General features: G+C 71.4%; 9 protein-coding genes. 3 read left to right on the top strand and 6 right to left on the bottom strand.

What is annotated here, in order from left to right; all coding sequences use genetic code 11:
- Positions 1–68 precede the first annotated feature (68 nt).
- Positions 69–2,729: a DUF3131 domain-containing protein gene (locus tag HMH01_RS05895; RefSeq protein WP_171323361.1), complete on the top strand. Its 2,661-nt coding sequence runs from the start codon at positions 69–71 to the stop codon at positions 2,727–2,729.
- 40 nt (positions 2,730–2,769) lie between these two features.
- Entirely contained in the window at positions 2,770–4,062 is a 1,293-nt protein-coding gene (locus HMH01_RS05890; protein WP_171323359.1) for an O-acetylhomoserine aminocarboxypropyltransferase/cysteine synthase family protein, read from the top strand.
- Between the two features lie 42 nt (positions 4,063–4,104).
- On the opposite strand, the gene HMH01_RS05885 is transcribed toward HMH01_RS05890, so the two are convergent.
- Positions 4,105–4,803 carry an SIMPL domain-containing protein gene (locus tag HMH01_RS05885; protein ID WP_171323357.1) on the bottom strand — a complete coding sequence of 233 codons (699 nt, stop codon included), beginning with the start codon at positions 4,801–4,803 and terminating at the stop codon, positions 4,105–4,107.
- A 217-nt stretch (positions 4,804–5,020) separates the two neighbouring features.
- Here HMH01_RS05885 and HMH01_RS05880 point away from each other — a divergent pair, with 217 nt between their 5' ends.
- The gene (locus HMH01_RS05880) at positions 5,021–6,427 is read left to right on the top strand and encodes a hypothetical protein (protein ID WP_171323356.1); all 1,407 of its coding nucleotides are present in this window, start codon (positions 5,021–5,023) and stop codon (positions 6,425–6,427) included.
- Between the two features lie 12 nt (positions 6,428–6,439).
- Here the strand turns inward: HMH01_RS05880 and HMH01_RS18000 are convergent, their stop codons facing one another.
- From HMH01_RS18000 to mgtE, 5 genes are all read right to left on the bottom strand, one after another.
- Positions 6,440–8,053: an NTP transferase domain-containing protein gene (locus HMH01_RS18000; protein ID WP_171323355.1), complete on the bottom strand. Its 1,614-nt coding sequence runs from the start codon at positions 8,051–8,053 to the stop codon at positions 6,440–6,442.
- The gene (locus HMH01_RS05870; protein ID WP_171323354.1) at positions 8,050–9,054 is read right to left on the bottom strand and encodes an XdhC family protein; all 1,005 of its coding nucleotides are present in this window, start codon (positions 9,052–9,054) and stop codon (positions 8,050–8,052) included. Before HMH01_RS05870 ends, HMH01_RS18000 begins: the two co-directional genes overlap by 4 nt.
- A 64-nt stretch (positions 9,055–9,118) precedes the next feature.
- A complete protein-coding gene (locus HMH01_RS05865; protein ID WP_171323353.1) occupies positions 9,119–10,378 on the bottom strand; it encodes a VWA domain-containing protein in 1,260 nt (419 codons plus the stop codon).
- Positions 10,375–11,286, bottom strand: a complete 912-nt coding sequence (locus HMH01_RS05860) for an AAA family ATPase (RefSeq protein WP_171323351.1) — start codon at positions 11,284–11,286, stop codon at positions 10,375–10,377. Before HMH01_RS05860 ends, HMH01_RS05865 begins: the two co-directional genes overlap by 4 nt.
- Positions 11,287–11,419: 133 nt before the next feature.
- Entirely contained in the window at positions 11,420–12,802 is a 1,383-nt protein-coding gene (gene mgtE, locus HMH01_RS05855) for a magnesium transporter (RefSeq protein WP_171323349.1), read from the bottom strand.
- Positions 12,803–12,857 lie beyond the last annotated feature (55 nt).

Raw genomic sequence — 12,857 nt, 5'->3', positions numbered from 1 at the left:
CTTGAGCGACTGCAAGGAACCTGCGTAAATCGCGGTGGACGGCTTCCTGCCCTTGGGGGACTGGCGAATTGGCCACGCTCACGCGACGGAGTTTCCTGCACGCAACCCTGATCGGGGTGCCGATGGCCATGGCGCTGCCGGGCGGACGGGGGCGCGCCGCTGGATCCGGCCCGGCGATGCTGCTTGTCTCGGGGATCGCCGCGGACGCCGAGGCCGGGGCGCTGTTCGACTATCTCGACCCCATCCTGTCGCAGGGCGTGCCGGTGTCCTGCCTTCTGCGCCACGATCCCGCCCGGCCCGATGCGCTGGCCGAGAATGCGCCGCTCTGCGCGCTTCTGGACCGGCTGCGCCGCGATTACGCGGGACTGGCCGAGATCGTGCTTCACGCGCCGGGCCTGACGGATCCGCGCGGCTTTTTCCGCATGCGCAACGCGGCCCGGGCACAGAACGCCTATCGCCGCGCCATGGCGCCGCTGGCGGGCCAGCCGGTCACGGCGCTGGCGGCGGCGACCGATGGTGCGATCGACGGCCCCGCCGACGGCCTGCGCTCGGCCGGGTTCCGGACCCTGATCCGTCTGCCTTCCGGGAATTCCGCCGGCACGCTGGGAACGGCCGAGGACGGGACGCGGGTCATCAGCGGCGGGCGGCGCTTCGCCATCGATGCGGAAGCGACGGACCTGGACGCCCTGCTGGCCGAGGCGCTGGCGGGGGATGCGCTGTCGATCCTTGTCGCCGACTGGCCGGCCGCGTCCCCGGACCGCGAAACGGCCTTCGCACTTGGCGCGCGACTGGGCGACCGGCTGGCGCTCGCGCTGAGGGGGGGCGGCACGCGCCATGCCACGACACCGTCCGAGTTGCTGTTGCAATCGGGCGAGGCCCCGCCACGGCATCTTGCGCTCTGCATCGAAGCGGGCGCCGACAGCCCTGCCCGCACGGCCCTGCTGGCCGGGCTGGATGCGGCAGGCCTGCGCCACACGCCGCTGGGGCCGGAGGGCTGCGCGCTGCTGACCGGCGCCCCCGACGATGCCGCGCTCCGGGGCCTGTTCGCGACCCTCGGCGACAGTCCCGCACCCCGCGGCGCCTGTCTCGCAAGCCCAGCGCCCCTGCCCGGCACCGACATGGCCGGGCTCGACCTGTTGCTGAACCTGTCGGCCGCGCCGACCGCGCCGCTGGGCCTGTCGCCCGAGGGGGTCTTGCGGCTGTCGCCGGGGCTGGTCCATGACGGCCGCCCGCCGGTGATGGGCCTGGCGGACCTGGAACGCGATCTGGAGGAGGCCCTCGCGCCGCTCCAGGATGCGATCCTCGTGATCCGCGCAGACGCCTTCGCAAGTGCCGCCGAGGCGGAAACCTTCGTCGCGGCGCTGGCCGCCATCGGCGCGTCGGGCCTGTTCACGCTGGGCGATCTGGCGGATCTTCAGGCCGCCATCACCGCCCGGGACGAACCGGCACGACTGGTGCGCGCCGCCGCGCGAGAGCGGCGCATCGCGCCCCCTGTTCCGGACCCCCAGACCGATCTGCTGCTTGCGGATGCCCGCCGCGCATGGGCCTATTTCGAGGCGCTTGCCGATCCGGTCTCGGGCCTGGCGCCCGCCACCGCCTGGCGCGAGGGCGGTGGCGTCGCCAGCTACGACTTCGCCACCATGTGGGACACCGGCACCCAGATCCTGGCCACCATCGGCGCCCACAGCCTGGGCCTGATCGAAGCGGGCGACTTCCGCGGCCGGATCGCCCGCATCCTCGGCCATCTGGGCGAGACGCGGCAGGCCGGCCTGATCCTGCCGCGCGGCATGACCTCGACCAGCGGAACAGCAGCCGGCATCGACAGCTACAACGCCAGCGACACCGGGCGGCTGCTGACCGCGCTAAAGGTGCTGGAAACCTATGTCGAGGGCGAGGAGCCGGGCATCGCCGACATCGTCGCGGGCTGGGATCTGGATCGGACCATCCGCGAAGGCATGCTCCACAACATCACCGATGGCGTGTTCGAGGATGCGACTGCCACCAACTATGCAGACTACATGACCCGCGGCTTCGCGCTCTGGGGCTTCGAGGTGGCGTCGCCCTACCGGACCAGCGGCATCGAGACGGGCTTTGCCGCCGATGTCGAGATCCTGCACGAGATTGCCCGGCTCGGGCCTATCGGCGCCGAGCCGCATCTTCTGGGCGCGGTCGAACTGGGCCAGAGCGATGTGGCCCGCGTCGCGGCCGACGCGCTGATGGCGGCCCAGATCGCCGAGCATCGCGCGACGGGCCGGCTGCTCTGCGTCTCGGAAGTGCCGATCGACCGCGAGCCGTGGTTCGTCTACCAGGGCTACCAGATCGGCGCGGAAGACCCCTGGGTGATCCGCAGCGGCAACCCCGCGCCGCGCTTCGACACGCCCGGTTTCCGCCGCTCGGTCGAGATGGTCAGCACCAAGGCGGCGTTCCTGTGGCATGTCACCCGGCCCGGCCCCTATTCCGACCTGCTGATCGCCCATGTGCGGGAAAAGGCGCGCGGCACCGTGCACGGCTTCGCCCCCGGCGTGCTGACAGCGCTCGATGCCGGGGTGCCGAACTATGCCGACCTGAACACCAACGGCGTCATCCTCGAGGCGATCGCCATGCGTCTGAACGGCGGGCGCCCGGCGATCGAATGGCGGATGAGCGCCGCCCCGAACCCCACCGCCCCGAACCCCACCGCCCCGAACCCCACCGATGGTGCGGTTGTGCCGCCCCCGGCGCGGCCCTAAGCTGCGGCCCGGACAATTTCACCGCCAACACGAGGGACAGATGACCGACACGCCAAGCTACGGCTTCGACACGCTTCAGATCCATGCCGGCGCCCGCCCGGACCCCGCGACCGGCGCCCGGCAGGTGCCGATCTACCAGACCACCGCCTATGTGTTCCGGGACGCCGAACACGCGGCCGCGCTCTTCAACCTGCAGGAGGTGGGCTACATCTATTCGCGGCTGACCAACCCCACCGTCTCGGCGCTGGCCGAACGGATCGCCACGCTCGAGGGTGGTGTCGGCGGGGTGTGCTGCTCGTCGGGCCATTCCGCGCAGATCATGGCGCTGTTCCCGCTGATGCAGCCCGGCGACAACATCGTCGTCTCGACCCGGCTCTATGGCGGCACGGTCACGCAGTTCAGCCAGACCATCAAGCGTTTCGGCTGGTCCGCCCGCTTCGTCGATTTCGACGATCTCGACGCCATCCGGGCCGCGGCGGACGACAACACCCGCGCCATCTTCATGGAATCGATCGCGAACCCCGGCGGCTATGTCGGCGACATCCCGGCAGTGGCGGCGGTGGCCAACGACCTTCAGGTGCCGCTGATCGTGGACAACACCTCGGCCACGCCCTGGCTCTGCCGGCCGATCGAGCAGGGCGCACATATCGTCGTGCACTCGACCACGAAGTACCTTTCGGGCAACGGTACCTCGGTGGGCGGCGCGATCGTCGACTCGGGCAATTTCGACTGGACGGCCGCCGGCAAGCACCGCTCGATGATCGAGCCCGAGCCCGCCTATCACGGGCTGAAGTTCCACGAGACCTTCGGCCCGATGGCCTACACCTTCCACGGTATCGCCGTGGGCCTGCGCGACCTCGGCATGGCGATGGCCCCGATGAACGCCTTCCAGACCATGCTGGGCATAGAGACACTCAGCCTGCGGATGCAGCGCCATGTCGAGAACGCGATCAGGATCGCCGAATGGCTGGAACAGGACCCGCGGGTGGAAAAGGTGACCTATGCCGGGCTCCCCTCGTCGCCCTATGCCGACCGCGTGAAGCGGCTCTATCCAAGGGGGGCGGGCGCGCTGTTCACCTTCGCGGTGAAGGGCGGCTACGAGGCCTGCGTCAAGCTGGTCGATGCGGTCGAGATCTTCAGCCATGTCGCGAACCTGGGCGACACCCGCTCGCTGATCATCCACTCGGCCTCGACCACCCACCGGCAGCTGACGACCGAGCAGCAGGTCGCGGCGGGGGCCGCGCCCAACATGGTGCGGCTGTCCATCGGGATCGAGGATGCGGACGACCTGATCCGCGACCTGGACCAGGCGCTGGACAGGGCCACCGCGTAAATGCCCAAGGGGGCGGCATCCCGGTGCCGCCCCCTTTTCGCGTCAGTCCGCGATCGCGAAGACCATCTCGACCTGCGCGGTCAGCGCGACCGATCCGCCCGACACGGGCACGCCCGCGTCCATGCTCGCCACCTCGGCCCGCAGCATCATCGGCGGGCGTGCGGCGAAGCTGTCACGCAATTCCATGAGCGGCCCAAGCTCGACCCCCGCCGCCTGCGCGTAAAGCTCGGCCCTGGCGCGCGCATCGGCCACGGCGGCGCGGCGCGCCTCGTCCTCCAACGCGCGCGGCTCGGCCACAGAAAAGGCGATCCCCTGGATCCGGTTGACCCCAGCCTGCCCCAGCGCGTCCAGCACGCCGCCCAGACCGTCGAGCGCGCGCACGTTTATCGTCACGAGATTGGTCGCCGAATAGCCGCTGATGCGCATGCCCTCTTCCTCGCGACCGGGCTGGGGACCGGTCCAGACGGGGTTCAGGCCGATCTCGGTGGTCTGCACGTCGCGGGATTCGACCCCGGCCGCGGTCAGCACCTCCATCACCGCGGTCATGGCTGCTGAGTTCGCCGCAAGCGCCTCGCCGGCGCTGGCGGCGGTCGTTTCCACCCCGGCGGTCACCACCGCCATGTCGGGTGCGGACTCGACGCGGCCCTCGCCGGACACGGCGATCCGGCCCGGTTCATCGTCCGCCCAGGCAGGGGCGGCAAGCGCGGCGCAGACGACCAGAATTCCGATACTTCGCAGCATGGCAACCTCCTTCAGCGAATGCCGCATCATCGCGCCGGTCGCGCCGCGCCGCAATGCGCAGTCGGCACGGCCCCGGCCCCGACGGCAAAGCTTCGCCGTAACGGGCGCTCGGCTATGGCGCGAGGCGCGCCCTCGGGCTATGGTGAAACCGAGCGGCACCAGCCGTCGGGTCGGCCAACGCGTCGGCAGGGCACGAGGACAGGCGGAAAGCGGCAGCATGACGAGTGACCCAGGGTTCAGCGGGTTCGCGCTCCATCTCTCGCCGGATGGCATAACGCTGCATGGAACCCGGGGACATGGCGACTGGACGGCCCTTGCGCGCGTGCCGGTCAACCCCGAGACGATCCATGGCGATCTGCGCCGCATGCGCCTCGAGGCGGCGCGCGGGCGTCGCGGGGCCCTGCCCGTCGAGGTCTGGCTGCCCGAAGAGGAAGTCGCGATCCGCGCCATCGACAGCGGTGACGTGGCCCCGGTCCCGGCCATGATCGCCCATGCCTTTCGCGACGCGGCCCCGCGCGGGGCCGCGGATCTTGTCCTGGACGCGCCGGGCGTCCAGCTTGGCGGCGTGCATGTCATGGCGGGGGTGCGCCGCACGGTACTGGAGGATGCGATGCAGTTTCTTGCGCCACACGGGTTCGCGGCCACGGGCTTCACGCTCGCCGCATCGCCCGAGGGGCTTGACCACACACCGTGGTTCCCGCCGCCCGGCGCCGAACAGGCCCGCCCCCGCTGGCGCATATCCTGGCCGTGGAAGGGCTTCGGCGCTGCCGGCATCGCCGTGGCGATGGCGGCAGTGCTTCTGAGCGCAGCCCCGGCCATGGCGCGCCTGCCCGGCGCGGAAAACGACGCGCACCGGACCGCCGGCGCCGAGGCGCTGGCGGGTGCGGTCCGCATCGCGCAGCTGACGACCGCCCCGCGCCCCCTGCCGCGCAGCCCGATCGACGCAGTCCCGCCCGCGGCCCTTGCGCCGGAGCGGACGGCCGCGCCGGTTGCCGCCGCTGCACCGGACGGGTCGGTCCGCGTGATCCCCGCGCGCCCGGACACCGTTCCGCCGCTGCGCCCGGTTGCAAGCGTCGCAAGCTCGGTTCCCGAACTGGCGGCGCAGGCGAATGCAGATCTTGCCGCATCGGCCAACGCGCTCACCCGGTCGGACCGGCCGCTGCGCCGCCCCGCCACGGCAAGCGTCGCCGCAGAACTCGAGGTGGCGGCGCTGGAGCCGTCGGCGAACGCGCTGACACGCTCCGACCGGCCCCTCGCGCGCCCGGCGGCAGCCGCCGCTGCCCCCGCTCCGCAGGCAGCCCCGGTCACATCGGTCGCGCCGGACCCGCAGTCCGCACCGGCCCAGCCCGCTGCAAGACGCGACAGCCCGCCCCGGATCCCCACATCCGCCTCGGTCGCCGCCGCCGCCACCGTCGAGGATGCGATCCCGCTGCGGCAGGTCGTGCTGGTCGGCGTCTATGGCAAGACCGGCAGCCGAAGCGCGCTGGTCCGCCTTTCCAGCGGCCGCTACCAGAAGGTGCGCCCGGGCGACACCGTCGAGGGTTCCGAGGTGGCGGCGATCAGCGAGGATGCAATCCGCCTGCGTCGCGGCGGGCGCGATACCGTGCTGGTGATCCCGCAATAGGCGGCGCGGGGCTCAGCCCCGCTGCCAGGTGGCCCAATCCTCGGGCGTGTCCAGGTCGGTCACGGCCGCCATCCCCGGCAGGGGGACATCCGCCAGGAAGTCTGCCCCCGCCGCGATCACGTCCCGCGCGCCGCGATCCCCGCCCAGATCGGCGAGGTTCTCGAAGAACCGCCGCCCGAACAGCACCGGATGCCCGGGCACGCCCCCGGGCGTCACGCCACGGCAGATCTCGTGCCCCTTTTCCGGATCGAAAGCGGCGATCAGGCGGCGGTAATCCTGCGCTGTCACGTCCGGCATGTCGGCCAGCGCCACGATCACCGCATCGGCCTTGCGCCCCAGCGCGGCGATCCCGGTGGCAAGGCTCGCGCCCATTCCTTCCTGCGCGCGCGGCGCCTCGACGACCGACAGGCCGTCCAGCCCCTCCAGGGTCGCGCGCCGCGCCGCGTGATCTGGCGGCAGCACCACGCGCACCGCGGCGGCCCCGGCGCCCAGCGCGGCCCTGGCCGCGCGGCGCAACAGCGGCTGGCCGCCCGCATCCTGCACCAGCTTGTCGGCCCCGCCCATCCGGCGCGATGCACCCGCCGCCAGAAGCAGGATCTCCACCCGCGGCCCCGATGTCGAGGCGGGCCGGATCGCGCGCGGCTGCGGGCGCAGGGGGATCTCCTTCAGAAGCCCGCCGACACCCATCGCGGCGATCTCGGGCTCCCCCACCGGCAGGCCGCAGACCAGCCGCTCCAGCACCCAGTCCGCACCGTTCAGCGCGGGCGAACGGGCGCAACCCGGCAGGCCCACGACATCGGCACCGCCAAGGCGCCCCAGGAACAGCAGGTTGCCCGGATCGACCGGCATCCCGAACCGGATCAGCTCCCCCCCGGCCGCCACGACTGCCGCCGGACAGACATCCGCCGGGTCCGAGGTAGCCGAGGCCCCCATCACCAGCACCAGCGGCGCCTTGGCTCGCCCCAGCGCCGCGCCCACCGCCCCGGTCTCGTGCGGGACCGTCTCGATGCTGGCCAGGCTGACGCCCAGACCGGCCATCCGCTCGGCCACCACCGCGGCGCCCTTGTCGATCAGCTTCCGGGCAAAGCCCGGCGTGCGGGTCAGGATCAGCGCCGCCTCGGTCACCTTCAGCGACGCGACCGACATCGAACCGCCCCCGGGAAGCCCCCCCAGCGCGCGTGCCAGCGCGTCGCCCGGCACCGCATAGGGGATGATCTTGGCGGTCGCGACCATCGTCCCCGCGGCCACACGGCTGAAATCCGGCAGGGTGGCCAGCGTGATGCCGGGATCGACCGCGTTCAGCCGGTTGACCGCCGCCGCGTCGACCCGGAACAGGCCGGGATGCTCTGCCACAAGGTTCACCCGCCCGGTGAAGGGCTCGGTCACGCGCAGCCCCGCCCCCGGCCCGGCCAGCGCCGCCGCAAGCTGTTGCGCCGCGGCGTCCTCGCCGACATCACCCGGCTCGATCCGGGCCACCGTCACCTCCGCAAGCCCCGCCGCCCGAAGCGCCGCCACCTCGTCCGCGCCCAGCGTCAGGCCCTTGCGCAGCCTGACCGGCCCGGCCTGCACCGAATGCGCCAGGATCGCGCCCTCGGCCCGATCCAGCGGAACCGGCCCGAATTTCATGGCCGCGTCTCGGGTCGCCGCAGGCGCTCGGTGATCTGCGCCAGGATCGACAGCGCGATCTCGGCCGGGGACTTGGCGCCTATGTCCAGCCCCACGGGCGCATGGATCCGCGCGATCTCGGCCGGCGTGAAGCCCGCCTCCTCCAGGCGCGCCACCCGCTTGGCATGCGTGCGGGTTGACCCGAGGCACCCGAGATAGAAGACGGGCGCCCGCAGCGCGATGCGGATGGCCGGATCGTCGAGCTTCGGGTCATGTGTCAGCGTCACCACGGCGGTGCGCGCATCGAGTCCCGCCTGCTCCAGCGCCGCATCCGGCCAGTCCCGCAGGATCGTCTCGCCCGGGAAGCGCTGGTCCGAGGCGAAGGCGTCGCGCGGATCGACCAGCACCGGGTCATACCCCGCCAGCCGCGCCATCTGCAGAAGCGGCTGCGCGATATGCACCGCACCCACGACGACCATGCGCAGGGGCGGGTTGTGGATGCCGATGAACCACTCCCCCTCGAAGCCGGACTTGTCCGCGGTAAAGCGCGCCTCCGCCGCATTCCACAGCGGATCGCCCGGCCCCTCGATCAGCCGCCGCTCCCAGGTTTCGGGGTTCACCGCCAAGGCAATCCGCCGGCGCGCCGCCCGGGCCGCGACCAGTGTCTCCAGCATCTCGCGCGACGGCCCCTGCCCGGTGTCCACCGGCTCGACCATCACCCGGATGCGCCCGCCGCAGGCCAGCCCCACGGCAAAGGCCTCGTCATCGCTGACCCCGAAATCGAGCACCCGGCAACGCCCGTCCACCACCGCCTCCAGCGCCTCGGCCACGACCGCGCCCTCGACGCAGCCACCCGAGACGGACCCGATCATCTCGGCCCCCGCACCGATCGCCAGCATCGAGCCGACGGGCCGCGGGGCCGAGCCCCAGGTCTCGACCACGGTCGCCAGCGCCACCGGCGTGCCCGCGCGCAGCAACTCCAGCGCCTGTTCGGGAATGTTGTCGTGATCCACTGCGCTCATGCTTGCCCACCCCTTCCGTCGGGTTGCCAGTATGCCCCATGCCGGGCCCGTGCGGAACCGCCGGTCACTCCTCCAGCATCGCCATCAGCCGCATCTTGTCACCGCTGTCACCGGCGCGGGTCAGCGCCTCGGCCAGCGCCTCGAGCGAGGCGATGTTGTGACCCGCGCGGAACGCGTCCACCCGCGGCAGCAGCACCTTGACCCCCCGCGCCCGCGGCGCGAAGCCGTCCCAGCGCAGAAGCGGGTTCAGCCAGATCAGCCGGCGCGAGGACAGGCGCAGCCGGTCCGCCTCGGCGGCCAGCAGGTCCGGGTCGTCCCGGTCCAGCCCGTCGGTGATCAGCAGCACCACCGCCCCCTGCCCCAGAACCCGGCGCGACCAGTCCCGGTTGAAGGCGTGCAGGCAATGCCCGATCCGCGTCCCCCCTTCCCAGTCGCGCGCCTCGGCGCCCGCGGCGGCCAGCGCCGCATCGACGTCGCGGGCGCGCAGATGGCGGGTGATGTTGGTGAGCCGCGTGCCGAAGGTGAAGGCATGGACCTGCGCCCAGCCAGCCCCCTTGGCATTTGCGGCGGCATGCAGGAAGTGCAGCAGCATCCGGCTGTAGGACGACATCGACCCGGAAATATCGCACAGCGCCACCAGGTTCGGGTACCGCTCGCGCCGCTTGCGCATCGACAGCCCGCGGATATCCCCGCCCGAACGCAGCGCCGCCCGCATCGTGGCCCGCCAGTCCGGCACCCGGCCCCGCGGCGCGGCAATCGTCCGGCGCGAGGCGATGGGCCGCACCGGCAGGTCCAGCCGTGCGATGGCGCGCCTCGCCTCGGCGATCTCGGCCGCGGTCATCTGCTCGAAATCGGTCTGGCGCAGACGCTCCTCGGCCGAGAATGTCAGCGTCGCGTCGAACTCGATCTCCTCGCCCTGCTCCTCCTCTTCCTCGCGCTCGGGGCGCTTCACCTCCTGGTCGTCCAGAAGCGCCTGCGCCGCGCGCTTCTCGGCGGCCGTGGCCTTCGGCGCCTCGTTCAGCCCAGATACCATCGGCGAGAGCAGCGACATCATGTGTTCCAGGAACTGCGGATCGCGCCAGTACAACCGGAACACCTGCGCGAACACCACCCGGTGCTCGGGCTTCGAGCAGAAGCAGGCCTGCAGCGTGAAGAAGAAATCCTCCTTGCGGGTGAAGCCCGCCGCCTCGACCGCGCGGATCGCATCGACCACCCGGCCAGGCCCCGCCGGCAGGCCCGCGCGGCGCAGGGCGCGGGCGAAATGGGTGATGTTCTGGGCAAGGCGCCCGTCCTCGGGAATCGCCAGCGTATCGGCGCCGCTCACGCCGGGGCCAGCCCCGCCCGCGCCTCGTCGAGCAGCTTCTTCACCTCGGATCCGTGCAGCTTCTGGATGTCGTCCTGGTACTTCAGCAGCGCGCCCAGCGTGTCGGCGATCACCTCGGGGCTCAGCGTGATCGCATCCAGCGCGACCAGGCACTTCGCCCAGTCGATGCTTTCGGCCACGCCCGGCGTCTTGAACAGGTCTTCCTTCCGCAGCCGCTGGACGAAGGCCACCACCTCGCGGCTCAGCGTTTCGGTCGCCTCCGGCGCGCGGGCCCGCAGGATCTCCATCTCGCGGTCGAAATCGGGATAGTCCACCCAGTGGTAAAGACAGCGGCGCTTCAGCGCGTCATGCACCTCGCGGGTGCGGTTCGAGGTCAGGATCACCACCGGCGGCGCCTCGGCGCGGATGGTGCCAAGCTCGGGGATGGTGACCTGGAAATCCGAAAGCGCCTCCAGCAGGAACGCCTCGAAGGGCTCGTCGGTGCGGTCCAGCTCGTCGATCAGCAGGATCGGCGCGCCGCCATCCTGGGGGCTCATCGCCTCAAGCAGCGGCCGGCGGATCAGGTAGCGGTCGGAAAACAGCTCCTCGGTCAGCGCCTCGCGATCGGTGCCCTCCACCGCCTCCGCCGTGCGGATCGCGACCATCTGGGCGGCGAAGTTCCACTCGTAGACGGCGGATGCCGCATCCAGCCCCTCGTAGCATTGCAGCCGGATCAGCCGCCGCCCCAGCGCCGCCGACAACGCCTTGGCGATCTCGGTCTTGCCGACCCCGGCCTCGCCTTCCAGGAACAGCGGCCGGCCCAGCTTCAGGCTCAGGAACACCACCGTCGCGAGCGCCCGGCCGCAGACATAGCCCGCGTCGCCCAGCAGCGCCTGCGTCTCGTCGATGGTCTTGGGTATCGCGCGCACGTCTTGTCCTCCTGCCTGTCCTGCGCCCTACACTTGGCGGCTGCGTGGCGGAAGGCAAGCGCAGCATCCCCCGCCTTCCACTTTCTTCAAATATCCCCGCCGGAGGCATCCGGCGGCAGCCCCGGGCACGGCATCAGAGCAGCAGGATCCCCGCAAGCCCCAGAAAGGCAAAGAAGCCCACCACATCGGTCACGGTTGTCACGAAGGTGCCCGAGGCAAGGGCCGGATCCGCACCCGCCTTTTCCAGCGCCATCGGGATCAGGATGCCCGAAAGCCCCGCCACCAGCAGGTTGATGACCATCGCGAGCGCCAGCACCACCCCCAGCATGGGCGAGCCGAACCATGCCAGCCCCACGCCCGCGATGATGACGGCGAAGGCGATGCCGTTGCCCAGCCCCACCAGCGTCTCGCGGCGGATGATGCGCCAGGCATTCGCCCGGGTCAGGTCGCGGGTGGCGAGTGCGCGCACCGCCACCGTCAGCGTCTGCGTCGCCGCGTTTCCCCCCATCGAGGCGATGATCGGCATCAGCACCGCCAGCGCCACGATCGCCTCGATCGTGTCCTCGAACAGCGCGATCACCAGCGAGGCGATGATCGCCGTGACCAGGTTCACCGCCAGCCAGGGGAAACGCGCCCGTGCCGTCTCCCAGACGCTGTCGCTGAGTTCCTCGTCGCCGACGCCGCCCAGGCGCATGATGTCTTCCTCGACCTCCTCCTCGAGGATCTCCATCGCGTCGTCGATGGTGATGACGCCCACCAGCCTTCCGTCGCCGTCCACCACCGGGGCGCTGACCATGTGGTAGTGGTTGAACAGATAGGCCACGTCCTCGTTGGGCTGGTCGGCGCGGATCAGGCGCGGCGCGGTGTCGGCCAGGTCGATCAGCTTCACCTCGCGCCGGTTCGCCATGATCGAGCCCAGCGCCACGGTGCCGGCCACATGCATCCGGGGATCGACCAGGATCACCTTGTAGAAGGTTTCCGGCAGATCCTCGCTCGCGCGCATGAAGTCGATCGCCTCGCCCACCGTCCAGTGCGGCGGGCAGGTGACCATCTCGCGGCTCATCAGGCGGCCGGCGGTGTATTCCTCGTATTGCAGCGACGCCTCGACCGCGACCCGGTCGGCATCGTCGAGCGCGCCCAGCACCTCTGCCTTCTGGGCGTCCTCCATGTCCTCGACCAGGTAGACGAGGTCGTCGGTCTCCATCTCCTGGACGGCGCTGGCCAGCACCCGGGGATCGACGATCTCCAGGATCTCGTCGCGCACGCCCTCTTCCAGCTCGTAGAGCACCGCGCCGTCGAACCGCTCGCCCCAGAGCCGCACCAGGCTTTCGCGGTCCTGCGGCGAGACCTGTTCCAGAAGGTCGGCCTGGTCCGCCTCGTGCAACTGCCCCAGAAGGTCCACCAGCAGGTCCTGGTCCTGCGCCTCGACCGCCGCGAGGATCGCCTCGACGACCCCCGCGTTCAGCGCAAAGCCCTCGTCCTGCCCGCCCTCGGGCGCGAAACCTGTGTCGCTCATCGGCTTTTCCCATCTGCTGCCGGTTGGATCGGCGAATTCCACATGGCGCGGGGCC

Source organism: Halovulum dunhuangense (assembly GCF_013093415.1).
In the GTDB taxonomy this organism is placed as follows: domain Bacteria; phylum Pseudomonadota; class Alphaproteobacteria; order Rhodobacterales; family Rhodobacteraceae; genus Halovulum; species Halovulum dunhuangense.
This window is presented reverse-complemented; position numbering and strand designations above follow the sequence as displayed.